General features: G+C 73.5%; 19 protein-coding genes. 8 read left to right on the plus strand and 11 right to left on the minus strand.

The window, feature by feature from the left end; genetic code table 11:
• The first annotated feature begins 286 nt into the window (after positions 1 to 286).
• Positions 287 to 2,044, plus strand: coding sequence for an HSP90 family protein (locus KZQ38_RS21980; RefSeq protein ID WP_219444055.1), 1,758 nt, complete (start codon positions 287 to 289; stop codon positions 2,042 to 2,044).
• Positions 2,041 to 4,833, plus strand: a complete 2,793-nt coding sequence (locus KZQ38_RS21985; protein WP_219444056.1) for an amino acid adenylation domain-containing protein — start codon at positions 2,041 to 2,043, stop codon at positions 4,831 to 4,833. The genes KZQ38_RS21980 and KZQ38_RS21985 overlap by 4 nt, the downstream gene beginning before the upstream one ends.
• Before the next feature lie 232 nt (positions 4,834 to 5,065).
• Here the strand turns inward: KZQ38_RS21985 and KZQ38_RS21990 are convergent, their stop codons facing one another.
• The 4 genes from KZQ38_RS21990 to infC all read right to left on the minus strand — a co-directional run bounded on the left by KZQ38_RS21990 (position 5,066) and on the right by infC (position 7,222).
• A complete protein-coding gene (locus KZQ38_RS21990; protein WP_219444639.1) occupies positions 5,066 to 5,902 on the minus strand; it encodes a TrmH family RNA methyltransferase in 837 nt (278 codons plus the stop codon).
• The gene (rplT, locus tag KZQ38_RS21995; RefSeq protein WP_121227296.1) at positions 5,899 to 6,288 is read right to left on the minus strand and encodes a 50S ribosomal protein L20; all 390 of its coding nucleotides are present in this window, start codon (positions 6,286 to 6,288) and stop codon (positions 5,899 to 5,901) included. Before rplT ends, KZQ38_RS21990 begins: the two co-directional genes overlap by 4 nt.
• A 66-nt stretch (positions 6,289 to 6,354) precedes the next feature.
• Entirely contained in the window at positions 6,355 to 6,549 is a 195-nt protein-coding gene (rpmI, locus tag KZQ38_RS22000; protein ID WP_219444057.1) for a 50S ribosomal protein L35, read from the minus strand.
• A 70-nt stretch (positions 6,550 to 6,619) separates the two neighbouring features.
• Positions 6,620 to 7,222, minus strand: a complete 603-nt coding sequence (gene infC, locus KZQ38_RS22005) for a translation initiation factor IF-3 (RefSeq protein WP_219444059.1) — start codon at positions 7,220 to 7,222, stop codon at positions 6,620 to 6,622.
• 266 nt (positions 7,223 to 7,488) lie between these two features.
• Between infC and KZQ38_RS22010 the strand changes: the two genes are divergently transcribed.
• Both KZQ38_RS22010 and KZQ38_RS22015 read left to right on the plus strand, forming a co-directional pair.
• Positions 7,489 to 7,839 carry a DUF1844 domain-containing protein gene (locus KZQ38_RS22010; RefSeq protein ID WP_219444061.1) on the plus strand — a complete coding sequence of 117 codons (351 nt, stop codon included), beginning with the start codon at positions 7,489 to 7,491 and terminating at the stop codon, positions 7,837 to 7,839.
• A 1,111-nt stretch (positions 7,840 to 8,950) separates the two neighbouring features.
• On the plus strand, positions 8,951 to 10,423 hold the full coding sequence (locus KZQ38_RS22015) for a S8 family serine peptidase (RefSeq protein ID WP_257901963.1): 1,473 nt from the start codon (positions 8,951 to 8,953) through the stop codon (positions 10,421 to 10,423).
• On the opposite strand, the gene KZQ38_RS22020 is transcribed toward KZQ38_RS22015, so the two are convergent.
• Positions 10,381 to 11,016: a hypothetical protein gene (locus KZQ38_RS22020; RefSeq protein ID WP_219444065.1), complete on the minus strand. Its 636-nt coding sequence runs from the start codon at positions 11,014 to 11,016 to the stop codon at positions 10,381 to 10,383. The genes KZQ38_RS22015 and KZQ38_RS22020 overlap by 43 nt on opposite strands.
• A gap of 56 nt (positions 11,017 to 11,072) precedes the next feature.
• Here KZQ38_RS22020 and KZQ38_RS22025 point away from each other — a divergent pair, with 56 nt between their 5' ends.
• Entirely contained in the window at positions 11,073 to 13,355 is a 2,283-nt protein-coding gene (locus KZQ38_RS22025; protein ID WP_219444067.1) for an XRE family transcriptional regulator, read from the plus strand.
• A gap of 152 nt (positions 13,356 to 13,507) precedes the next feature.
• Here the strand turns inward: KZQ38_RS22025 and KZQ38_RS22030 are convergent, their stop codons facing one another.
• From KZQ38_RS22030 to KZQ38_RS22040, 3 genes are all read right to left on the minus strand, one after another.
• Entirely contained in the window at positions 13,508 to 13,894 is a 387-nt protein-coding gene (locus KZQ38_RS22030) for a RidA family protein (RefSeq protein ID WP_219444069.1), read from the minus strand.
• 80 nt (positions 13,895 to 13,974) lie between these two features.
• The gene (locus tag KZQ38_RS22035) at positions 13,975 to 14,724 is read right to left on the minus strand and encodes an IclR family transcriptional regulator (RefSeq protein WP_219444071.1); all 750 of its coding nucleotides are present in this window, start codon (positions 14,722 to 14,724) and stop codon (positions 13,975 to 13,977) included.
• On the minus strand, positions 14,721 to 15,689 hold the full coding sequence (locus KZQ38_RS22040; RefSeq protein ID WP_219444073.1) for a sugar kinase: 969 nt from the start codon (positions 15,687 to 15,689) through the stop codon (positions 14,721 to 14,723). The genes KZQ38_RS22035 and KZQ38_RS22040 overlap by 4 nt, the downstream gene beginning before the upstream one ends.
• 93 nt (positions 15,690 to 15,782) lie before the next feature.
• Here KZQ38_RS22040 and KZQ38_RS22045 point away from each other — a divergent pair, with 93 nt between their 5' ends.
• From KZQ38_RS22045 to KZQ38_RS22055, 3 genes are read left to right on the plus strand one after another with little or no spacing between them, the layout of a single operon-like run.
• On the plus strand, positions 15,783 to 17,069 hold the full coding sequence (locus KZQ38_RS22045; RefSeq protein WP_308258523.1) for an amino acid deaminase: 1,287 nt from the start codon (positions 15,783 to 15,785) through the stop codon (positions 17,067 to 17,069).
• Positions 17,070 to 17,082: 13 nt separating this feature from the next.
• Positions 17,083 to 18,669, plus strand: coding sequence for an N-acyl-D-amino-acid deacylase family protein (locus tag KZQ38_RS22050; protein ID WP_219444075.1), 1,587 nt, complete (start codon positions 17,083 to 17,085; stop codon positions 18,667 to 18,669).
• The gene (locus KZQ38_RS22055; RefSeq protein ID WP_219444076.1) at positions 18,666 to 20,054 is read left to right on the plus strand and encodes a GntP family permease; all 1,389 of its coding nucleotides are present in this window, start codon (positions 18,666 to 18,668) and stop codon (positions 20,052 to 20,054) included. Before KZQ38_RS22050 ends, KZQ38_RS22055 begins: the two co-directional genes overlap by 4 nt.
• 3 nt (positions 20,055 to 20,057) lie before the next feature.
• On the opposite strand, the gene KZQ38_RS22060 is transcribed toward KZQ38_RS22055, so the two are convergent.
• From KZQ38_RS22060 to uvrA, 3 genes are read right to left on the minus strand one after another with little or no spacing between them, the layout of a single operon-like run.
• Positions 20,058 to 20,348 (minus strand): hypothetical protein, encoded by a 291-nt coding sequence (locus tag KZQ38_RS22060; protein WP_219444078.1) that lies wholly within the window; start codon positions 20,346 to 20,348, stop codon positions 20,058 to 20,060.
• Positions 20,349 to 20,406: 58 nt separating this feature from the next.
• Complete coding sequence (locus KZQ38_RS22065) at positions 20,407 to 20,868, minus strand: SRPBCC family protein (protein WP_219444080.1); 462 nt, start codon at positions 20,866 to 20,868, stop codon at positions 20,407 to 20,409.
• Positions 20,869 to 20,923: 55 nt separating this feature from the next.
• Positions 20,924 to 23,800, minus strand: a complete 2,877-nt coding sequence (gene uvrA, locus KZQ38_RS22070; RefSeq protein ID WP_219444082.1) for an excinuclease ABC subunit UvrA — start codon at positions 23,798 to 23,800, stop codon at positions 20,924 to 20,926.
• Between the last annotated feature and the right edge of the window lie 150 nt (positions 23,801 to 23,950).

Consider the following 23,950-nt stretch of genomic DNA (forward strand, 5'->3'; position numbering starts at 1 on the left):
GTGTGGAAGCCACCCCGCGATGGGTGCGGAGCGGCGGGTCGATCCTAGGTGATCCGGCCCGGCGGGGAGCGACCGCCGGCGGGCGGCGCCCGGCTCCGTGACGTCGGCGGAGGTCGGTGACCTCCGGCGAACCCGCGTCCAGCGGAATTGTCGGTGGTGGCCGGCAGAGTGTGGGCACGAGCCGCCGACCCGGCGGGCGGACCGCCGAAAACCGGGTCCGCCGCCGCCGGCGCAAGCCTAGAATCGATCGTCTTACGCGACCCGACCCGAGGTGACTTCCACTCCCATGGCACACACCTTCGGTGTCGACCTGCGCGGGATCATCGACCTGCTCAGCCACCACCTCTACAGCAGCCCGCGCGTGTACGCGCGGGAACTGCTCCAGAACGCGGTGGACGCGATCACCGCCCGCCGCGCGCTCCAACCGGACGCGCCCGGCGAGGTGGTGGTCGAGCCGGTCGACTCCGGCGGGGACGGCACCCTGCGCATTTCCGACACCGGCATCGGCCTGACCGAGCGCGAGGTGCACGACCTGCTGTCGACCCTCGGCCGCACCTCCAAGCGGGACGACCTGGGTTTCGCCCGGCGCGGCTTCCTCGGCCAGTTCGGCGTCGGCCTGCTGTCGGCGTTCCTGGTGGCCGACCGCATCCGGCTGGTGTCCCGGTCGGCGCGGGGCGGTCCGGCCGTGCGCTGGACCGCGGACGCGGCGGGCAACTACGAGGTCGAGGTGGACGACTCGGCGCGGGCCGAGGTCGGCACCACCATCGAGCTGGTGCCCTCCCGCGACGCCGAGCACTGGCTGGAGCGCGACGTGGTGCGCGCCCTGGTCGCCGAGTACGGCGAGCTGCTGCCGGTGCGGGTGGTGGTCGCGGGCGAGGTGCTGACCGCCGAGGAGCCGCCGTGGACGGCGGACGCCCTGGCGTACGGGGAGCGCGTGCTCGGCGTGCGGCCGTTCGACGCGATCCCGGTCGAGGTGCCGACCGTGGGGCTGACCGGTGTGGCGTACGTGCTGCCCGGCGGCGTGCACCCCGGCGCGCGCCAGTCGCACCGCGTGTACCTGAAGCGGATGCTGGTCGGCGACGCCATCGAGGGCCTGCTGCCGGAGTGGGCGTACTTCGTGCGCTGCGTGGTCGACTCCTCGGCGCTGCGCCCCACCGCCAGCCGCGAGGCGCTGTACCAGGACGAGACGCTGCTCGCGGTGCGCGAGGAGCTGGGCAGGCAGGTCCGGGACTGGCTGGTGCGGCTGGACGCGACCGACCCGGAGCGCACGGCGGCCCTGCTGGACGCGCACCACCTGGGCATCAAGTCGCTGGCGCGGGTGGACGACGAGATGCTGCGGCTGGTCGAGCGGTGGCTGCCGTTCGAGACCACCGACGGCGCGCAGTCGCTGCGCCAGTTCCAGCGCAAGCACGGCGCGGTCGCGTACGTGCCGGACGTGGACGAGTTCCGCCAGCTCGCGCCGGTCGCGCACGCCCAGGGCATGGGCCTGCTCAACGCGGGTTACGCCTACGACGCGGAGATCATGGACCGCCTGGTCGCGCTGGACGGCCCGGCGGCGGCGCGGCGGGTCGCGCCGACCGAGGTGCTGGCCGCGCTCGGCGACCCGGAGCCGGACGTGGAGCGCGCGCTGCGCGACCGGCTGGCGCAGGCGAAGGACGTGCTGGAGCGGCACGACTGCGAGGCCGTGCCGCGTGATTTCGACCCGGGCTCGCTGCCCGCGCTGCTGGTCACCAACGTGGAGGGCGAGCGCAGGCGCGACGTGGAGGAGGTCGGCGAGCAGGCCGACCCGCTGTGGGCCGAATTGCTGGGCAGCCTGGCCGCGTCCGGCTCCGGCGCGGCGCGGCGGCTGGTGCTCAACTGCCGCAACCCGCTGGTGCGGCGGCTGGCCGGGCTCACCGACCCGGCGCTGGTGGAGCTGACGGTGGAATCGCTGTACGTGCACGCCCTGCTCCAGGCGCGGCGGCCGATGCGACCGAAGGACACGGCGGCGTTGAACCGCTCCTTCCTGGAACTGCTGGACCGAGCCGTCGGGGGGCACGCGTGAGCGAGGAGAAGAGCGCCGCCGAGCAGCAGTTCGTGGAGGCGTACCACCTGCCGGAGGGCATGGCGCGGCACGAGGCGCTGGAACGCGCGGCCCGCGCCGCCGACGCGGCGGACCACCTGCCGCTGGCGGTGAGTTGCCGCATCGCCCTCATCCGCTCCGCCTACGACCTGGGCCGCTACGACCTGATGCTGGCGCCGTTCGCGTGGTGCGGCACGGCGGAGCGGCGTGACCCGACGGCGTTCGACGAGTGGGAGACGCACAGCTACGACTGGGCGCACAAGTGGATCGTCAGCGGCCTGATCGCCGACCCGCGGTTCTCGCTCGACCAGATCCGGTCGTTCGTGGACCAGCTCGCGGACCGCTACCAGCGGCACGGGTTCTCCATGCAGCCGGTGCACGGCGCGCGTGCCGACCTGGCCGAGCACGTCGGCGACGAGGCCGGCTACCGCGAGCACTTCGCCCGCTACCTGGCGACCGACCGCGGCCCGATGTCGGACTGCGCGGCGTGCGTGGTCGAGGAGCAGGCCGGTCACCTGATCCGGCAGGGCCGGTACGCCGAGGCCGTCGCGCACGCCGAGCACCAGCTCGACGAGGACACCGGCTGCGCCACCCAGCCGCAGGGCATCCTGACCACGCTCACGCCCGCGTTCGTCGCGCTGGGCGACCTGGACCGGGCCCGGCACGCGCACACCGTGGCGCACCGGCTGGTCCGGGACGACCGGTACGGCGGCTACCTGGACGACCACCTGGTGTTCTGCGCGACGTCGGGCAACGTGCGGCGTGGCGTGGAGCTGCTCCAGCGGCAGCTGCACCGCGTGCACCACTCCCCCTCGCCCGCGCAGGCCATGCGCTTCGCGGCGGGCGGCGCGCTGCTGCTCGGCCGGGTCGACCAGCCGGTCGAGTTCGCCGTGCCGCACGACGGGCGCACCGAGGTGCTGACCGGGCCCGAGCTGCGCGAGCTGCTGACCGGCCGCGCGCTGGAGATCGCGGCCCGGTTCGACCAGCGCAACGGGTCGGACGCGGTGAGCCGCCGCATCCGGGCGACGCTCGCGCTGCCCGACACCGCGCACGTGCCGCTGGCCGTGCCCGTCGCCGCGCCCGAGCCCGAGCCGGTGGCGGAGGAGGTCGTCGTGGGCGACCCGGTCGAGCTGGCGCGCGAGATGGGCGCGGCGTTCGACGCGGGCGACTTCATCACCGGCATCCGGCTGCTCGGGTCGCTGCCCGCGGACCTCGACCCGCTGCTGCCGGACGGCCTCGCGGCGGTCGTCGCGGCCCGGCGCGCGCTGGTCGGGCGGCAGGGGCGCCCGGTGGACGAGGTGCTGGCCGAGCTGGACGACGCCGTGGCGCGGCTGGTCGCGGCGGGCGAGGCCGACCTGGCCAACCGGTTCCGGTGCCGGGGCGCGGTGCTCCGCGCCGAGGCCACCGGGCCCGAGGTCGGGCTCGCGGTGGCGCGGGAGTGCCTGGCCGAGGCCGACCGGTCGGGCGGCGCGCACACGCGCGTGCTGACCCGGCTGCTGCTGGCCGACCTGCTGGCCGACGTCGACGAGTACGACGAGCAGGGCGAGCTGGTGCGCGCCGCCGTCGTGCTGGCCGACGCGGAGGCGCCCGAGCTGGCGTCGCGGGCGCGCAGCGACCTGGCACAGCACCTGGCCACCGTCGGCGCGCTGGACGAGGCCGCCGAACTGCTCGCCGAGGTGCTGGTGGACGCGCCGCCGTCGGTGCGGTTCGACGCGCTGCGGCTGCGGCTGAAGATCGAGACGGTGCAGGGCTCGCCGGCCGCGCCGGGCACGGCGGCCGAGTTCGTGACGGCGTTCGACGCGCCGCGCGGCCCGTGGACGGCGGAGGCGCACCGGCAGCGGGTGGCGTCCGTGGAGCGACTCGGGATCGAGGAGCACCACCTGGAGGAGCTGCGCGCGGCCATCGCGATCGGGCACGAGCTGGGCGTGCCGGAGGACGTGGCGAAGGCGTGCCACGCGCTGGCCGGCGGGTACCTGAAGGCGGGCCGGTTCGTGGAGGCCGCCGAGGCGCTGGAGGAGGCGGTCCGCGTCATCGAGGGGCACGACGTGCCCTACGAGGTCGTGGTGCCGGTGCGGTACCGGCTGGCGCAGGCGTGCTCGCGGCTGGACGAGAACGACGCGGCGCGGCGGCACCTGGAGGTCGCCCTGCCGCTGGTGCCGGACGACGAGCCGTGGCGGCGTGCCCTCGTGCTGGACGTGCTGGGCGGCGTGCTGCGGCGGCTGGACGAGCCCGCCGACGCGGCCCGGTCGTACGCCGACGCGGCCCGCGCGTGGCAGCTCGTGCCCGACGAGGCGGAAGCCGCCGGTTCGTGGGTCGAGTCGGCCGCGGCGTTGCCGAAGGAGGCGGGCGAGGAGTGCCGCGTGGCGCTGGCCGAGGCCGAGGCGTTGCTGCCGGCCGTGGCCGACGAGGACCACCGGACGCACCTGTCGGCGCGGATGGCCGCGATCCGGGCGTTCCAGCACTACCAGGCGGGTGAGTTCGCGGAGGCCGTCGAGCACAACGGCGTGGCCGAGGAGCTGGCCGCCCGGCTGGGCGACGTGGACTGGCAGGCGTTCCTCGCCCAACGGGGCGCGCGCTTCCTGCTGGAGTCCGGGGACGCCACGAACGCCGAGACCGAAGCCCGCCGAGCCGCCACCCTGCTCACCGACACCACGCCGCTCCAGATCGTCGGCGACACGGCCAACGTGCTGGAGGAGTCGTTGCGGGCGCAGGAGAAGCCCACGTCGGGCGACCCGCTGGTCCGCGCGTTGAACGCCCGGCTGGAGGACTGAGCACCCCGCGGGTGGCCCACCCCGGGCCACCCGCGGCGGACCTCCACGCGGTCGCGACCCCGGCGGGCATCGGCGACCACCGTCCGCCGGTGGCGACTTCGGGCACCGCTCCGCCGGGCTCGCACGGACGCCCCTGGCCGCGGCTTCCGCGCGCCCTGGCCGCGCCGTGCACCGGCGCGACTTCGACGCGGGACCACGACCCGCGCGCGAGCCGCGTGGCCCCGCCGCGACCTCAGCCCGGCGTGCGCTGGGCGCGAGCCGAGGTGTAGAGGCAGATGGCGGCCGCGGTGGCGAGGTTCAGGCTTTCCGCCGCGCCGTAGATGGGGACCTTGAGGGCGGTGTCCAGGTCGGCCACCACCTCGTCCGGCAGGCCGTGGGCCTCGCTGCCGAACACCCACGCGGTCGGTCGGCCCAGGTCGCCTCGCAGGTCGGCGGCGACCAGGTCCTCCTCGGCGTAGCCGTCGGCGGCGACCAGGCGCAGGCCCGCGGCGCGGCAGGCGGCGAACACGTCGTCCGCCGAGCGGGACCGGGAGATCGGCAGGTGGAACACGCTGCCGGTGGAGGCGCGGACGCACTTGCCGTTGTGCGGGTCGACCGCGTCACCCGCGAACACCACGGCGTCGGCGCCGGCCGCGTCGGCGACGCGCACCACCGTGCCCGCGTTGCCGGGGTCCGACACGCCGTGCAGCACCGCCACCAGCCGGGCGCCCGCCAGGTCGAGCGGGACGTCCAGCAGGTCGCACACGGCGACGACGCCCTGCGGCGTGACGGTCTCGGACAACCCGGCCGCCGCCTTGTCCGTGACGGAGCTGACCGGGACCCCCGCGGCTTCGGCGGAGCGGAGCAGTTCCGGGTTCCGGTCGGCCGCGACGGCGGTGGTGAACAGCTCGTGCACCCGTCCCCGACCGGCCGCCGCCCAGGCCAGCGCCTCGCGCACGGCCTGCGCGCCCTCGGCGAGGAAGCGCCCGGCGCGGTCCCGGCCGGACCGCCTGGTCAGGTGCCGAGCAGCAACGACCCGGGGGGTCCGTTCGGTGAACGGAGCCGCCCCGGGTCGTGGTGCGATGCTCAGGCCTTGTCCTCGACCGGCGCGTTGACGTCGGCGGGCAGCGCCGCCTTCGCCAGCTCGACCAGCGCAGTGAACGCGCCCGGGTCGCTGACGGCGAGTTCGGCCAGGATCTTGCGGTCCACCTCGATCTCGGCGAGGCGCAGGCCCTGGATGAACCGGTTGTACGTCATCCCGTTCGCGCGGACACCGGCGTTGATGCGCTGGATCCACAGCTTGCGGAAGTCGCCCTTGCGCGCGCGGCGGTCGCGGTACGCGTAGTTGAGCGAGTGGAGCACCTGCTCCTTGGCCTTGCGGTACAGCCTCGAACGCTGGCCGCGGTAGCCGCTGGCGAGCTCAAGGGTGGTACGGCGCTTCTTCTGGGCGTTCACGGCCCTTTTGACGCGTGCCACGGGTCCATCCTGTCGATCTCGTGGGGCTGGTCCAGCCCCGGGTGTTCACGGGGGAGAAGGCGGGGATCAGATGCCGAGCAGCTTCTTGATCCGCGGCACGTCGTTCTTGGCGACCTCGGTCGTGCCGCTGAGGCGACGGGTGAGCTTGCTGGACTTCTTCTCCAGCAGGTGGCGCTTGCCCGCCTTCTCGCGCACGATCTTGCCGCTGCCGGTGACCTTCACGCGCTTGGAGGTCCCGCTGTGGCTCTTGTTCTTCGGCATTTCCGTCCTCGTCTCGTGCAGCCACCGGGGATGGGGCGGCCGTGCTTGCTCCCGGCCCGGGGCCGGGAGGTCACTCTTCGACAGACTCCGCCGGTGCGTCGCCGCTCTCGTGCTTCACCGGGCGGGTCTTCGTGGTCTTGTGCGGCGCCAACACCATGATCATGTTGCGGCCGTCCTGCTTGGGGTTCGACTCGACGAAGCCCAGCTCCGCGACGTCCTCCGCCAACCTCTGGAGCAGCCGGTAACCCAGCTCCGGCCGGGACTGCTCGCGGCCCCGGAACATGATGGTCACCTTGACCTTGTTCCCGTGCGACAGGAAGCGGGCCACGTGGCCCTTCTTCGTCTGGTAGTCGTGCGGGTCGATCTTCGGCCGGAGCTTCTGCTCCTTGATGACCGTGAGCTGCTGGTTCCGGCGCGACTCGCGGGCCTTCTGCGCGCTCTCGTACTTGAACTTGCCGTAGTCCATGAGCTTGCAGACCGGCGGCCGAGCCTGCGCGGCGACCTCGACGAGGTCGAGATCCGCTTCCTGCGCGAGTCGGAGCGCGTCCTCGATGCGAACGATCCCGACCTGCTCGCCGTTCGGCCCGACCAGACGAACCTCGGGCACGCGGATGCGGTCGTTGATGCGCGGCTCGGTGCTGGCGGGGGCACCTCGGTTCGAGGGACTTGTCATTCACGTCCTTTGTGACTCGTTGTGCGCCAAAGACAAGAGGCCCCACGCCTGCCCGGCGTGAGGCCCGCTTCCGACCGATCGCACAACGAAAGGGCGCAGTCCACCCGTTCGAGGTGACCGGACCCGGCCACCTGGGACGGTGGGACGCGGGTGGGAGCGGGGCTCCACTTGCCGTCCCCACAGGTGTGGGGACTGGTCGCGGGGAGATACTAGCAGATGGCCTTGTCAACCCCCGAACCGGCGACCCGGCACGCGCGGTTGCGAGAATGGCTCCCGTGACCGACCTGCCTTCGAACAACGTCCGCGAGCTGTCCGATGTTCCCAGCGTCGAGGTGATCAGCAAGGCCGCCGTCATGCTGCTCTCGGCGGCGGCCGAACGCCTCGGCCTGGCCGACGAGGACCCGGACAACAGCCCCCACCGCGACCTCGACGAGGCCCGCCGCCTGATCACCGCCCTGGCCGGCCTGGTGACCGCCGCGGTCGAGTACCTGGGCCCCCACGCCGGCCCCCTGCGGGAGGGCCTCCAGTCCGTGCAGCGCGCCTTCCGCGAGGCGTCCGCCGTGCCGGACGAGCCCGGCCAGGGGCCGGGCGAGAAGTACACCGGCCCGGTCTACTGACGCGCACCGAACCGCCCTATCCCGCCACACGCCCGCTATCTATCAGGAAGCCTGCCTGATGGATACGCCGGCAGCCCGTCCCCCGCGCCGCCCGGCCGCAACCGCCTCGCCCCGCGATCTCGCGGTGCGGACGGCGGGCGAGCGAGCGCGGCGCGGGCGGCGGCCGAACCGCCCCCGCGATCCGCGGTGCGCACGGGACAACCCGGGGCCGCGGGTTGGCCGCGCGAGCGACACGAGCCAGGTCCCGCCCACCGCAACCGCGCCCCGCGATCCGCGGCGCAGCGCGGCGCGGGGGCCAACCGCCCGACCCGCAGGCGGGTCTCCACCCGGCGCGAGCCACCGACCGCCGGACCTCCGCGCCCCGCGGTGCGGGCGCGACAACGCGGACCCGCGGGCCGATCGCGAGCAGCGTGACGCGAGTGGCGACCGCCCCGGCCCGCGGGCGGGTCTTCCCCGGCACTCGGCACTCGGCACTCGGCACTCGGCACTCGGCACTCGGCACTCGGCACTCGGCACTCGGCGGAAGCGTGGATCAACCGCGCCCGGAGCGGAACATCGGGTGTGATCAGGTCTCGGGTGGAATTCGCCGGTAGCCGCCATCCTCCGACCACCCGCCCCTGCGCTCGTGATGCGCCCAGACGAGCACATCACGAGTGAGGACGACGAATGACACGATTATGCTTGCGTCGGTTCTCAACTCGGGGTACGCCACCACACCGGTCGGCACCCGCGGGGCCCGAGCCTTGGCGGTGTACCAGGCATCCACCGGGTGGTGGACACGCCGACGACCACGTGGCCCCCCGGAGGCGGTGACGGGTCGACCCAAGTCGCCCGACCATGAGAATTGCTCACTTTCAACGGATTACCGAATCGGCGGTCAGCCACTCACCCACCAAATTGATCACAACGTGTGGATCACCCACGCCCGATGGCCACGTTGTGTCAACAATTCGGCTGGAATTACCCTGATCAGGTCCTCTTGCGGGTATCAAATGTGTTTGTGGGAACGGGCGGCGGCTGCCTACGCTTCACCCAGTTCGCGCGAACCCACCATCAAACACCCGTGTGAGGGAGACCCGCCATGGGAGAGTCAAGCGCGTCCTGGAGACGGTTGACGGCGATCGGGGCCGGTGCGGTCCTGGTGGCCGCGGCAACGGTGGGTCCGGCCCACGCGCAACCCACCATCGCCGGCGCCGCGGACGCGATCGCGGACCGGTTCATCGTGGTGCTGAAGGACAACGGGCGGGCCGACGCGGTCGTGGACCGCGCGCCCGGCCGGGTCACGCACCGCTACCGGGCGGCGCTGAACGGGTTCGCCGCCACCATGGGCGAGGACGAGGCGAGGCGGCTCGCCGCCGACCCGGACGTCGCCCTGGTGGCGCGGGACCGGGTGTTCCGGGCGGCCGTCGACCAGTTCGACCCGCCGTGGGGGCTGGACCGCGTCGACCAGCGGGACCTGCCGCTGAACCAGCGGTTCACCGAGGCCGACTCCGGCTCGGGCGTGCACGTCTACGTCCTCGACAGCGGCATCCGCACGACGCACGCCGACTTCGGGGGTCGGGCGACCTTCGACTACAACGGCCTCGACAACGTGAACTCCGACTGCAACGGCCACGGCACGCACGTGGCGGGCACGGTCGGCGGCACGACGCACGGCGTCGCCAAGCAGGTCCGGCTGCACGCCGTGAAGGTGCTCGACTGCGAGGGCACGGGCACGCTCTCGTCCGTGATCGCCGGCGTGGACTGGGTGACCGCGAACCACGTGCGCCCGGCGGTGGCGAACATGAGCCTCAGCGGCGGCGGGGACGCGCTGGTCGACGCGGCCGTGCAGCGGTCCATCGACGCGGGCGTCACGTACGCGGTGGCGGCGGGCAACCACCGCTCCAACGCGTGCGAGCTGTCCCCCGCCCGGATCCCCGACGCGCTCACGGTCGCCGCGTCGGACGCCGCGGACCGGCGTGCGGTGTTCTCCAACCGGGGCCCCTGCGTGGACCTCTTCGCGCCGGGCACGTCGGTGAAGTCCACCTGGAACACCGGCGACTACGCGACGGCTTACCTGGACGGCACGTCGATGGCCTCGCCGCACGTGGCGGGCGCGGCGGCGCTGCACCTGTCGGCGCACCCGGACGACTCGCCGGCGGCGGTGCGCGCGGCACTCGTCGGCAACGCCACGCCGGGCCGGGTCGCGGACGCGGCCGAAACGCCGAACCGGTTGCTGTTCACCGGTGTGCCGACGCCCGCGACGCCGGGCGAGGACCGGATCACGCGTGGCGAGCGGCTCACGCCGGGGCAGAGCAAGCGGTCCCCGAACGGCGCGTTCCGGCTGACCATGCAGACCGACGGGAACCTGGTGCAGTACACGGCGTACGGCGAAGCGCTGTGGTCGACGGGCACGTGGGGCACTGACGCCGCGTACGCGATCCTCCAGCCGGACGGCAACTTCGTCCTCTACTCCGCGGCGGGCGTGCCGCGGTGGGACACCCGGACCTGGGGCACCGCCGCCGAGCGGTTCGAGGTGCAGGACGACTCGAACCTCGTGCTCTACGGCCCGTCCCGCCAGGTCTTCTGGGCCCGCTGGTCGTGACCTCGCAGTCCGCGCACGGCTAGTTCCCGCGCGGACAACGCGGCGATGACGAGCGGGTCGCGCCGCCGCCAGCCCTCGGCCGGGTCGCCGTCGAAGCGGGCGAGTTCCCGCAGCGGCAACGAGTTCAACGCGCGCAGCGCCAGCAGGTCGTGGCGGCCGGTGTCGCGCAGGACGCGGGCGGCGGTGGCGCCGCGGGCGTAACGCACCCGCAGCGGCAGCCAGGTGACGAGCAGGAACGCCACCGGCACGGCGATCAGCGCGACGGCCAGCCACCAGGCGGTGGTCTCGACGACCTCGGCCTGGTGGCGGCCCGCGTCGACCAGCGTCCCGCCCGCGTCGCGCCCCCGGTCCAGGGCCTCGGCGAGCCGCCCGCCGACCAGGGGCACGTCGCGGGCCTTCGCGGCGGCGTCGGAGAACGTGTCGCGCAGCCCGTCGCCCGCGCCGGCCAGCTTGTCGCCGGGCACGCGCAGCGCCCGCACGGTGTCCCGCGCGGTGAGCGCGACGACCACCCAGAACACCACCCACACCACCGCCGCCAGGTCGGCGAGCACCTGCCGCCACAGCCTGCCGGGCCGGTCCGCGTACCACTTCATGTGGCAAGCAATACCAGGCACGCCGCGGATCGGGCGCGATCACTAGGGTCGGACCGGTGGGGACGACGTTCGGCGATCTGCTGCGCGCACACCGGCGGCGGGCGCGGTTGACCCAGGAGGAGCTGGCGGACGGCTCCGGGGTCAGCGTTCGCGCCATCAGCGACATGGAACGCGGTCGGGCCAGAGGGCCGCAGCGGCGCACGGTGGAGGCGCTGGCCGGGGTGCTCGCCCTGGCGCCGGCGGAACTGGACGCGCTGGCCGCCGCCGCCAAGCGGGGCCGGGCGCGGCGGCAACCGGAGGTCGCGCCGTGCGCGCTGCCGCCCGACGTGAGCGACCTGACCGGCCGGGACCACGCGCTGGCCGCGCTGGGCGAGGTGGTGGCCGGCCCGGGCGCGACGTCCGTGGTCGTGGTGCACGGCCCGCCGGGCGCGGGCAAGACGTCGCTCGCGGTGCGTGCCGGCTACCGGTTCGGGCCGCGGTTCGCCGACGGCTGCTTCTTCTTCGACCTGCGCGGCATGGACACCCGGCCGGTGCACCCGGCGGAGGTGGTGCACCGGGTGCTGCTGGCGCTGGGCGTGCAGCGCCCGCCGGGCAGCGAGGCGGAGCGCTCCGACCTGTACCGGGAACTGCTGCGCACCCGTTCCACCATGCTGGTGCTGGACAACGCGGCGGACGAGGCGCAGGTGCGCCCGCTGCTCGCGACGGGCCGGGGTTCGCTGGTGCTGGTGACCTCCCGGCAGGTGCTGGGCGGGCTGGCGGCGGTGGCGCGGCTGGGGCTGGACGTGCTGGACCGCGACGCGTCGGTGGCGTTGCTGGGCGCGATCGCCGGACCGGCGCGGGTGGCCGCCGAGCGGGGCGCGGCGCAGGAGGTGGCCCGGTTGTGCGGGCACCTGCCGCTGGCGCTGCGGATCGCGGGCAACCGGCTCGCGGGGCGTCCGAAGTGGACGGTCGGGCACCTGGCGGGCCAGCTCGCCGACGAGCGCCGCAGGCTCACCGCCCTCACCTCGGGCGACCTCCAGGTGCGCACCGCGTTCGAGATGTCCTACCGGCAGCTCGCGGCCAAGGCGGCGTCGTTGTTCCGGCGGCTGTCGGTCGTGCCCGGCGCGACGTTCACGCCGGACCTCGCGGCCGTCGTGGCGGGCGTGGACCGGCACGAGGCCGAGGACACGCTGGAGGAGCTGGTCGACGCGAGCCTGCTGGACACCGCGGAAACCCCGGGCCGGTACGCGTTCCACGACCTGATCCGGGTGTTCGCCGGTGAACGGCTCGTCGACGAGGAGCCCGACCACGACGACACGCGGCGGCGGCTGGTGTCCTGGCTGATCGGCACGGCGGTGGCGGCGGCGGGCTTCTTCGGCCCGGACGCGCGTGCCACGCCCACGGGTTCCTTGCGGGACAAGGACGACGCGGGCGCGTGGCTGGCCGCGGAGACGGGCAACTGGCTCGGCGCGTTGCGGTGGGCGGGCGCGCACGGGATGCACCGCGCGGTGCTGGACCTGGCGACCGCCGTGCACTGGTACTCCGACCAGCGCGGGCGTGGCGAGACGTGGGCCGAGGTGTTCACCGCGGGTGTCGCGGCGGCCCGCGCCCTGGGCAGCGTGCGGGACGAGGCGGTGCAGCTCAACTTCCTCACCTGGACGCGGTGCGTGCTGCTGCGCGATCCCGAGCGGGCGCTGGCGCTGCACGCCGACGCGTGGCGGGCCGCCGTGGCGGCGGGCGACGTGAAGGAGCAGGCGTGGGCGGTGCACTACCGGGCCGCGTCGGAGATGCGGGCGGGTGACCTGGACTCGGCGCGGGACAGCGCGATCCGCGCGCGGGAGCTGTTCCGCGCCGCGGACTACCCGCTGGGCGAGCAGATCTCCTCGTCCTGCCTGGGTCTCGTGCTGCACGCGCTGCACCGGTACGAGGAGGCCGCGGCGGTGCACCGGGCCCTGCTGGAGACCGTGCGCGCGGGCCGGCTCGACCTGTCGCCGGTGATGGCCGACGAGATGCAGGCGAGCCTGCTGGTGCGCACCGCGGAGAGCCTGGCGGAACTCGGGCGGTGGGCGGAGGTGCGGGTGGCGGCGACCGAGGCCCTGCACCACGCGGTCGCCGCCACCGCACCCGGCAGCGCCTGCGACGCCCGGTACCTGCTCGGACTCGCCCGGTACCGGCTCGGCGACGCGGTGGGGGCGCGTGCCGACCTGGTCGCGGCGGCTGCCTCGGTGGACGAGCGCCGCCCCCACCGCGCGTCCGCGGTGCTGGGCCTGCTCGCCGACGTGCTCGACGAACTCGGCGACCCGGCCGCGGCGGTGCGGTGCCGGGAGCGGGCCGCCGGATCGCGGTCAGCCGATCGGTGACGCGTTCCTGGCCATCGCCGCCTGGTCCTTCCGTGCCGATCCGGTGGGGTTGCCACCAAGTCAACCGCCGGACGCCCCCGGGCACCACGCAGAACAACCGGCAGAAGTACACCGGTCACCCGCGTGCGCCGGGGGCGGCCACGCCGACCGGGTCAGTCGCCCACCACGGCGAGGGCGTCGATCTCCACCAGCAGGCCCGCCGGCAGGCCCACGTACACCGTGGTGCGGGCCGGGTACGGGAGCTGGGTGACGACCTCGTTGTAGGCGTCGTTCATCTCGCCGAAGTGGGCGGCGTCGGTCAGGTAGACGCGCATCATCAGCACGTCGTCCAGCGACGCGCCGCCCGCTTCCAGCACGGCGACGATGTTCGCCAGCGCCTGCTTGGTCTGCTCCGCGACGGTCTCGCCGACGATCTCGCCGGTCGCCGGGTCGAACCCGACCTGGCCCGCCACCTGGAGCACGTTGCCCTTGCGGACGCCCTGGGAGAACGACGCCACCGGGGTCGGGGCGTTCGCGGTGCGGATCTCGGTCTTGGCCATGCGCACTCCTGTGTCGTGTCGCCCCGCCCTGGTTGGCGGGGACGCGTCGGGTTTCCTCTTCCGCGTGGCGCGGGAGGCCGTCAGTCCCGCGGGGTCCAGCCGCACTCGACGGAGGCCGCGCGGGCGGTGGCCCGGAGGTCGGGCAGGTGGCCCAGCAGGCCGTCGAAGTCGAGCAGCACCTTGGGCACCGACATGGACACCGCCGCCACGACCTCGCCGCGCGCGCCGCGGATGGGCGCGGCGATGCAGTGGATGAAGTCCTCGTGCTCGGCGTTGTCCACGGCGTAGCCGCGTTCGCGGACGCGGTCCAGCTCCGCCAGGTAGGCGGCGGGCGTGGTGATGGTGTTCGCGGTCAGCGGCGGGTAGTCGAGGGATTCGGCGATCTCGCGGCGGCGCGGCTCGGGCAGGTCGGACAGCAGGACCTTGGCGACGGCCGTGCAGTGCAGCGGCGCGCGCCTGCCGATGCGGGAGTACATCCGCATCGGGTGGGTGCTGTCGTACTTGTCGATGTAGATCACCTCGCCGCCCTCGTAGGAGGCCAGGTGCACGGTGTAACCCAAGCGGGCGTTGAGGTCGCGCAACGCGTTCTCGGCCGCGCGCCGCACGTCGCGCTCCTCCAGGGCCCGGTTGGCGAGGTCGAACAGGGCCGCGCCCAACCGGTAGTGGTGCACGCCGTCACGCCGCACGAAGTGGTGCGACTCCAGCGTGCGCAGCAGCCTGAGCGCGGTCGACTTGTGCACCCCGATCACGGCGGACAGCTCGTCCAGCGTGCGGGCGCCCTTGGCCAACTCGCCCATCAGGGTCAGCGCCCGGTCCAGGCTCTGGCTCATCCAGTTCTCCTCAGGTGCGCGGCGGCCCACGTCGCCGGGTCCGCGTCCAGCAGCGGCCCGGTCACTTCGGCGGGCAGCGGTTCACCCACATCTTCGCTGGTGAGCAGGCAAGCGGCGGCCTGGAGGTGCCCGGCACGCAGTCGGCGCGTCGGCGGCAGGCCCGCGAGGTGGGCGGCGAGGTAGCCCGCGGCGAAGCCGTCACCCGCGCCGACCGGTTCCACGACGTCGACGCGCAACGCCTCCTGGTAGGTGAAGACGCCGTCCTCGACGAGGGTCACGCCCCGCGCGCCCTCCTTGACGACGATGGTCCGCGGCGTGGGCAGCAGGGCACGCAGCTTGGCCGGGTCGCCGGTGCCCCACACGGCCTCGGCCTCGTCCGCGCCGGCCAGCACGACGTCGGCCGCGTCGGCGAGTTCGAGCAGCACGGTCGGGTCCCGGTCGGCCCACAGCGCGGGCCGCCAGTTGAGGTCGAACGACACCAGGTGGTCGCGCGGCCGGGACAGGGCCGCGCGCAACAGGTCCAGGCAGCTCTCGGACAACGCGGCGGTGATGCCGCTGACGTGCAGCAGCGCCACGTCGGTGAAGTCGACCCGGCGCAACGCGTCGGGCCCGAGGGCGGACGCCGCGGAACCACGCCGGTAGTAGCGGACGGGACTGCCCGCCGCGTCGGCTTCCTTCACGTAGAGACCGGTGGGCCGGGTCGGGTCCACCCGCACCCCGGACACGTCGACGCCCGCGCCGCGCACGAAGTCCAGCACGGCGCCGCCGAACGCGTCGGCGCCCACCGCGCCCACCCACCGGCTGCGCAGCCCCAGCCGCGCCAGGTGGATGGCCACGTTGGACTCGGCCCCGCCGACGGCGCGGGTCCAGGTGCGCACGTCGCGCACCGGTCCCGGTTCGGCGGGCACCAGCACCACCATGGTCTCGCCCAGGCACACCACGCCGCCCGTTAGGTCGAACCGCATCCGCTCCTCCGAGCCCTTTGATTGACGAGGCGGCAGCCGAATGTTACACAACTCATCATCACATCGCGCAATAGCCGTTGCGAACTACGCAACGTGAGGAGCGAGACAGTGGACATCGACCGGGACGCCGTGGCCGCGATCCGCGCGGAGCGCGTGGACTGGCGCTTCAAGAGCCTGCCCGCGAACGCGTTCGGCGCGACCGTCGGCGAGGTCGCCGACCGCGGGCTGGACCTGTTCGCCGACGGGTTCGTCGGACCGCTGGTGGTGCTGGACGCCACCGCGCTGGAGCACAACATCGCCACCATGGCGGCGTGGTGCGCCGAGCGCGGCGTCCTGCTGGCGCCGCACGGCAAGACGACCATGGCTCCGCAGTTGTTCACCCGGCAGCTCGACCGCGGCGCGTGGGGCATCACCGCCGCCAACACCGGCCAACTGCGCGTGTACCGGGCGTTCGGGGTGGGCCGGGTGTTGTTCGCCAACCAGCTCGTCGACCCGGCCGGGCTCGCCTGGACCGCCGCCGAACTCGCCCGCGACCCGGAGTTCGAGTTCAGCTGCTGGGTCGACTCGGTCGCCGGCGTGGCGCGGATGACCGAGCTGCTGGGCGAGGTCGAGCGGCCGGTGGACGTGCTGGTGGAACTCGGCGCGCCCGGCGGCCGGACCGGCGCGCGTGACCACGCCACCGCCATCGAGGTCGCGCGGGCCGCCGCCGCCAGCCCCGCGCTGCGGCTGGTCGGCGTCGCCGGGTACGAGGGCGCGCTCGCCCACGACGCGTCCGAGGCGGCGTTGTCCGCCGTGGACGAGTACCTGGAGGACCTGCGCGAACTGGTCGTGGAGATCAAGGACCTGTACGAGGTGGACGTCCCGCTGGTCACCGGCGGCGGCAGCGCCTACTTCGACCAGGTGGCGACGGCGTTGCGCGGGCCGTGGCCGTTCACCGTGCGGCCGGTGCTGCGCAGCGGCGCCTACATCACCCACGACGACGGCTTCTACCGCGGCATCTCGCCGTTCGGCCGGGTCGCGGGCGAGCAGCCGTTCCGGTCCGCGTTGCGGGCGTGGGCGCAGGTCACCTCCCGGCCGGAACCCGGTCTGGCGCTGCTCACCATGGGCAAGCGCGACGCGTCGTTCGACGAGGGCCTGCCGGTGCCCCGGGTGTGGCGCGGGCGTGACGGCGTGACGCGGCCCGTCGAGGCGACCGTGACCGCGCTCAACGACCAGCACACGTTCCTCTCGCTGCCCGCGGGCTCGCCGGTCGAGGTCGGCGACTGGATCGGCCTCGGCCTGTCCCACCCCTGCACGGTGTTCGACAAGTGGCAACTCATCCCGGTGGTCAACGGCGCCGACGGCACCACCGTGGTGGACCTGGTGCGCACGTACTTCTAGAAAGGACGGCGGCGTGGACATCGTCTTCAAGGGCGCGCTCGTGGTGGACGGCACGGGTTCGCCCGGCTACCGGGCGGACGTGGGCGTGCGTGACGGCCGGATCGCCGGGATCGGGTCGGTGGGCGGGCGGCGGGAGGTCGACGCCGCCGGGCTCGTGCTCGCACCCGGTTTCATCGACATGCACTCGCACTCCGACCTGCGACTGCTGGCCGAACCCGACCACCTGGCCAAGGTCTCGCAGGGCGTCACCACCGAGGTGCTCGGCCAGGACGGGCTGTCCTACGCGCCCGTCGACGACGAGGTGCTGGCCGCGCTGCGCGCCCAGCTCGCCGGCTGGAACGGCGACCCGGACGGGTTCGCCTGGGACTGGCGGTCCGTCGGCGAGTACCTGGACCGGCTCGACCGCGGCATCGCCGTGAACGCCGCCTACCTGGTGCCGCAGGGCACGCTGCGGATGCTGTGCGTCGGCTGGGACGACCGGCCCGCCACCCCCGCCGAGCTGGACCGGATGCGCGAGGTGCTGGCGCGGTCCCTGGCCGAGGGCGCGGTCGGCATGTCGTCCGGCCTCACCTACACGCCCGGCATGTACGCGGGGTCGGCCGAGCTGACCGCGCTGTGCCGGGTGGTCGCCGAGCACGGCGGCTTCTACAGCCCCCACCACCGCAGCTACGGCGCGGGCGCGCTGGAGGCGTACGCGGAGATGGTGGAGGTGACGCGGGCGGCGGGCTGCCCCCTGCACCTCGCGCACGCCACGATGAACTTCGAGGTGAACCGGGGACGCGCGGGCGACCTGCTGGCGCTGCTGGACGACGCGATCGCGGCGGGCGCGGACATCACCCTGGACACCTACCCGTACCTGCCGGGCGCGACCTACCTGTCCGCGCTGCTGCCGAGCTGGGCGGGCGAGGGCGGACCGGACGCCACCCTCGCCCGGCTGACCGACCCGGACGACCGCGAGCGCATCCGCGTCGAGCTGGAGGAGACCGGGTCCGACGGCTGCCACGGCGTGCCCGTCGACTGGACGACCATCGAGATCAACGGCGTGCGCCGCGCCGACCACGCCCACCTGGTGGGCCGCAGCGTGGCCGAGTCGGCACGCGTCGCGGGCAGACCGCCCGCCGAGCTGTACTTCGACGTCCTGGTCGCCGAGCGGCTGGGCACCTCGTGCCTGATGCACGTCGGCCACGAGGAGAACGTGCAGGCGATCATGCGGCACCCGGCGCACACCGGCGGCAGCGACGGGCTGCTGGTCGGCGACCGGCCGCACCCGCGCGCGTGGGGCACGTTCCCCCGCTACCTGGCCCGGTACGTGCGTGAACTGGGCGTGCTGAGCCTGGAGGACTGCGTCGCGCACCTGACCGGCCGCGCCGCCAAGCGCCTGCGGCTCGCCGACCGCGGCCTGGTCCGCGAGGGCTACGCGGCCGACCTCGTGCTGTTCGACCCGCACGAGGTGGCCGACACCGCGACGTTCGACCAGCCGCGCCAAGCCGCCAACGGCATCCCCTACGTGCTCGTCAACGGCGTGCCCGTGATCGACGACGGCAGGCGCACCGACGCCCTGCCCGGCCACTCCCTGCGCAACCACCGGAGCCGACCTTGATGGACTGGCTACAGCACTCCACCGGCGGACTGCTGACGCTGTCCGGCTTGAGCATCGCCCTGCTCCTGCTGCTGATCATCCGGCTGCGGGTCGAGCCCTTCATCGCGCTGCTGGTGGTCGGCCTGCTGCTCGCGCTGGCCGCGGGCCTGCCGGTCGAGCAGCTGGTGGGCTCGGCGCAGAAGGCGTCGGGATCGCTGCTGGAGACCGGGTTCGGCGGCATCCTCGGCCACGTCGCCGTGATCATCGGCCTCGGCACCCTGCTGGGCTCCGTCCTGGAGGCGTCCGGCGGCGCGGCCGTCCTGACCCGCACGTTGCTGCGCCTGGCGGGTGAGCGGCGCGCGCCGCTCGCCATGGGCCTGGCGGGGCTGATCTTCGGCGTGCCGGTGTTCTTCGACATCGGCATCTTCGTCCTCGCGCCGCTGGTCTACACGGCGGCCAAGGCGGGTGGGCGGTCCATCGTCCTCTACGCCCTGCCGCTGCTGGCGGGCCTGTCCGTGATGCACGCGTTCATGCCGCCCCACCCCGGGCCGGTGGCGGCGGCCGGGTTGCTCGGCGTGTCGCTGGGCTGGGTGATCGTGATGGCGTTGGCCGTCGGCATCCCGGCGTGGTTCGTCGGCGGCGTGCTGTTCTCGACGTGGATCGGCAAGCGGGTCGTGGTGCCGCCGCCGGAGGAGATGCTGGCCGCCGCCGAGAAGGCCCGCACCGACCGCGCCGAACCACCGCTGTCGCTGGTGCTGGGGATCATCGCCGTGCCGCTGGTGCTGATCCTCGCGGGCACGTTCGGCAGCATCCTGCTGCCCAAGGGCTCCACCGTGCTGTCGGTGTTCACGTTCTTCGGCACACCCGCCGTGGCGTTGACCATCGCGGTGCTGCTCGCCTTCTGGCTGCTGGGCTTCCGGCGCGGCATGAGCCGGGCGGCGGTCGCGGACCTCGCCGCGGGCGCGTTGCGGCCGGTGGCGATGATCCTGCTGGTGGTCGGCGCGGGCGGGTTCTTCGGCGCGGTGCTGTCGGCGACCGGCGTGGGCAAGGTGCTCGCGGGCGAACTGGCCGACCTCGGCCTGCCGGTGATCGCGTTGTCCTACGTGATCAGCTGCGCGCTGCGCATCGCGCAGGGCTCGGCGACCGTGGCGATCGTGACCACCACCGGCATCGTCGCACCCGTCATCGCGGGCCTGGGCTACTCGCAGCCGCAGCTCGCGCTGGTCGTGATGGCGATCTCGGCCGGCTCGATCATCGCCTCGCACGTCAACGACGGCGGCTTCTGGATCGTCTCCCGCTACTTCGGCCTGTCGGTCAAGGAGACGCTCAAGACGTGGACGGTGCTGGAGACCGTGCTGTCCGTGGTGGGCTTCGCGGTGGCGGCGCTGCTCAGCCTCGTGGTCTGAGCCTCAGGACCGCGGTGGCAGCGGGAAGCTCGCGAGGACGCGCTCGGCGGGGATCTCGCCGACGTACTGCCGGCACGCGCACGGGGCGGTGAACCCGCCCACGTACTTGTTCCTGGCCTTGGTCGTGGCGTGGCACCCGCCGTGCTCGTCGTGGAAGGACAGGGCGTGCCGGCAGCCCTCGCAGACCGCGGGCGGCGGGCCGAGCCGCGCGGACCGGCGGCGGCCGGTCAGGTGGCCGAGACCGAAGCCGACCAGGGCGATGACCGCCCCGGCGACCAGCGTGACGGGGTCCATCGCGGGTCCCATTCCGTTGTCGTGGCGTGTCGGGCCAATCTACGCCGGACGCGGGCTGTCAGGCTTCCCGGGCGGCGCGGAACCCCGCCAGGTACGTGCGGAGCCCGCGCTGCCCGTGCCGCATCATCACACCGTGGTTGGCCTTCATGAACGGCCGGCCGACCAGCGCGAGCCTGCGCAGCAACGCCTTGCGCACCACGACCTGCTGCTCGTACACCAGCCGCGAACCCGCGCCGTCCCGCGACACCAGCCAGCTCGCCACGCCCTCCAGGTCGCCGACCAGGTCGGCGCGCAACAACCCCGCCGCGGGCTCCTTCGCGTTGTGCCACGTCTGGAACACCAGCTCGTACGGCAGCAGCGACCGGCACCGCAGCTCCGCGCCGTCCGCCGCGATCCGCCGCGCCGCGCGGACCTCCGGCCACCACAGCGGGTAGCTGCCGAGGTCCGCCAGCACGTGGAACGCCTCGTCCGGCGGGCAGTCGACCCGCCAGACGCTGCGGAAGCGGTAGGAGTTCAGCATGGTCCGAATGCTCGCCCACACCGCCCGCCCGCACCAGGGCGCCGATCGGGCGACGTCACCCCGCGACGGCGGTCTCCGTGCCGAGCACCGCGCGCAGGAAGCCGCCGGTGTAGCTCTCCTCGACCGCCGCCACGTCCTCCGGCGTGCCCTCGGCGACCACCGTGCCACCGCCGGAACCGCCCTCCGGCCCCATGTCGACCAACCAGTCCGACGTCTTGACGACGTCCAGGTTGTGCTCGATCACGATCACCGTGTTGCCCTTGTCCACCAAGCCGTTGATGACGCCGAGCAGCTTGCGGATGTCCTCGAAGTGCAGGCCCGTGGTCGGCTCGTCCAGGATGTAGACGGTCTTGCCGGTGGAGCGCTTCTGGAGTTCCGAGGCGAGCTTCACGCGTTGCGCCTCGCCACCGGACAGCGTCGGCGCGGGCTGACCCAGCCGCACGTAGCCCAGGCCGACGTCGACCAGGGTGCGCAGGTGCCGGTGGATGGCGTTGATCGGCTCGAAGAACGCCGCCGCCTCCTCGATCGGCATGTCCAGCACCTCGGCGATGGTCTTGCCCTTGTAGTGCACCTCCAGGGTTTCCCGGTTGTACCGGGCGCCCTTGCACACCTCGCACGGGACGTACACGTCCGGCAGGAAGTTCATCTCGATCTTGATGGTGCCGTCGCCCGCGCACGCCTCGCAGCGCCCGCCCTTGACGTTGAACGAGAACCGGCCCGGCTGGTAGCCGCGGACCTTCGCCTCGGTGGTCGCCGCGAACAGCTTGCGGATGTGGTCGAACACGCCGGTGTAGGTGGCCGCGTTCGAGCGCGGGGTGCGGCCGATCGGCGACTGGTCCACCTGCACCAGCTTGTCGACGTGCTCCAGGCCCTTGATCCGGGTGTGCCGACCGGGCACCTGGCGCGCGCCGTTGAGCTTGTTCGCCAGCACCGTCGCCAGGATGTCGTTGACCAGGGTCGACTTGCCGGACCCGGACACGCCGGTCACCGACACCAGGCAGCCCAGCGGGAACGACACGTCGATGCCGCGCAGGTTGTGCTCACGCGCGCCGACCACGGTCAGCTGCCGCTTCTTGTCGACCTTGCGGCGGGTGGCGGGCATCGGGATCTGCTTGCGGCCCGACAGGTACGCGCCGGTGACCGACTCCTGGTTGGCCAGCAGCTCCCGGTACGGGCCGCTGTGCACGACCTTCCCGCCGTGCTCGCCCGCGCCGGGGCCGATGTCGACCACCCAGTCCGACGTGCGGATGGTGTCCTCGTCGTGCTCCACCACGATCAGCGTGTTGCCCAGGTCGCGCAGCCTGGTCAGGGTCTCGATCAGGCGGTGGTTGTCCCGCTGGTGCAGGCCGATCGACGGCTCGTCCAGCACGTACAGCACGCCCACCAGGCCGGAGCCGATCTGCGTGGCCAGCCGGATGCGCTGCGCCTCGCCGCCGGACAGCGTCGCCGACGCCCGGTCCAGCGACAGGTAGTTCAGGCCCACGTCGAGCAGGAAGTGCAGGCGGGCCTGGATCTCCTTGAGCACCGCGCCCGCGATCATCGCCTCGCGCTTGGCCAGCTTCAGGCCGTCGAGGAACTCGGAGCACTCGGCCACCGACATGGCGCACACCTCGGCGATGGACTTGTCGCCCTTGCGCGCGTGGTGCAGCGTGACGGCCAGGATCTCCGGCTTGAGGCGCGTGCCCTGGCACGCGGGGCACGGCACCTCCCGCATGTAGCCCTCGTACTTCTCCCGCATGACCTCGGACTCGGTCTGCTCCTGCCGCCGTTCCAGGAACGGCACCACGCCCTCGTAGTTGGCGTAGTAGGAGCGCTCGCGGCCGTACCGGTTCTTGTAGCGGACGTTCACCTGCTCCGGCGCGCCGTGCAGGATCGCCTTCTGCGCCTTCGCGGGCAGCCGCCGCCACGGCGTGTCCATCCGGAAGCCGATCGCCAGCGACAACGCCTCCAGCAGCCGCGCGAAGTATTCGGCGGTCTGCCCGCTCGACCACGGCGCGATCGCGCCCTCGGCGAGGGACAGCTCGTCGTCCGGGACGACCAGCTCCGGGTCGACCTCCTTGCGCACGCCGATGCCGGTGCACGTGGGGCACGCGCCGTAGGGCGAGTTGAACGAGAACGACCGGGGCTCCAGGTCCTCGATCGCCAGCGGGTGGCCGTTCGGGCAGGCCAGGTTCTCGGAGAAGCCGCGGACGCGGCCCGGGTCGTCCTCGGGGACGTCCACGAACTCCAGCTCGACCAGGCCGTCGGCCAGGCGCAGCGCCGTCTCCACCGAGTCGGTCAGCCGCTGCTTCGCGCTCGCCTTCACGCTCAGCCGGTCGATGACCACCGCGATGTCGTGCTTCTCCTGCTTCTTGAGCTTCGGCACCTCGCCCAGGGCGTGCACGACGCCGTCCACCTTCGCCCGCGAGTAGCCCTGCGTCTGGAGCGTGGCGAACAGGTCGACGTACTCGCCCTTGCGGCCCCGGATGACGGGCGCGAGCACCTGGAACTTGGTGCCCGCCGGCATCGCGAGCACCTGGTCGACGATCTGCTGCGGCGTCTGCTTGGCGATGGCCTCGCCGCACGTCGGGCAGTGCGCCTTGCCCGCGCGGGCGTAGAGCAGGCGCAGGTAGTCGTAGACCTCGGTGATCGTGCCGACGGTCGAGCGCGGGTTGCGGCTGGTCGACTTCTGGTCGATGGAGACCGCGGGCGACAGGCCCTCGATGAAGTCGACGTCCGGTTTGTCCATCTGGCCGAGGAACTGCCGGGCGTACGCGGACAGCGACTCCACGTAGCGGCGCTGGCCCTCGGCGAAGATCGTGTCGAACGCGAGGCTGGACTTGCCGGAGCCGGACAGCCCGGTGAACACGATGAGGCTGTCCCTCGGCAGGTCGAGGTCCACGCCCCGCAGGTTGTGCTCGCGCGCGCCGCGAACGACAAGGCGGTCAGCCACAGCGGTTCCCTTCAAGTGTTTCGACCGGACCCGAACAGGCGTTCGAAAAGCGTACTCCGGCGGACGGGGCGGCCTGTGCCGGGTGGGCGCGTGCCGCGGCGGGACGGACGCCCGCGACCCGGGCGAGCGCGCCGGGATCGTGCGCCATCG

Source organism: Saccharothrix obliqua (genome assembly GCF_019375475.1).
In the GTDB taxonomy this organism is placed as follows: Bacteria; Actinomycetota; Actinomycetes; order Mycobacteriales; family Pseudonocardiaceae; genus Actinosynnema; species Actinosynnema obliqua.

What these genes read in the sequence shown, in the direction of transcription:
- KZQ38_RS21980 (WP_219444055.1), top strand. Translation starts at nt 287, where the DNA reads ATGGCACACACCTTCGGTGTCGACCTGCGCGGGATCATCGACCTGCTC.
- KZQ38_RS22020 (WP_219444065.1), bottom strand. Translation starts at nt 11,016, where the DNA reads ATGAAGTGGTACGCGGACCGGCCCGGCAGGCTGTGGCGGCAGGTGCTC.
- rpmI (WP_219444057.1), bottom strand. Translation starts at nt 6,549, where the DNA reads ATGCCGAAGAACAAGAGCCACAGCGGGACCTCCAAGCGCGTGAAGGTC.
- KZQ38_RS22065 (WP_219444080.1), bottom strand. Translation starts at nt 20,868, where the DNA reads ATGCTGAACTCCTACCGCTTCCGCAGCGTCTGGCGGGTCGACTGCCCG.
- KZQ38_RS22040 (WP_219444073.1), bottom strand. Translation starts at nt 15,689, where the DNA reads ATGCGGTTCGACCTAACGGGCGGCGTGGTGTGCCTGGGCGAGACCATG.
- KZQ38_RS22030 (WP_219444069.1), bottom strand. Translation starts at nt 13,894, where the DNA reads ATGGCCAAGACCGAGATCCGCACCGCGAACGCCCCGACCCCGGTGGCG.
- KZQ38_RS22060 (WP_219444078.1), bottom strand. Translation starts at nt 20,348, where the DNA reads ATGGACCCCGTCACGCTGGTCGCCGGGGCGGTCATCGCCCTGGTCGGC.
- infC (WP_219444059.1), bottom strand. Translation starts at nt 7,222, where the DNA reads ATGACAAGTCCCTCGAACCGAGGTGCCCCCGCCAGCACCGAGCCGCGC.
- KZQ38_RS22010 (WP_219444061.1), top strand. Translation starts at nt 7,489, where the DNA reads ATGGCTCCCGTGACCGACCTGCCTTCGAACAACGTCCGCGAGCTGTCC.
- KZQ38_RS22035 (WP_219444071.1), bottom strand. Translation starts at nt 14,724, where the DNA reads ATGAGCCAGAGCCTGGACCGGGCGCTGACCCTGATGGGCGAGTTGGCC.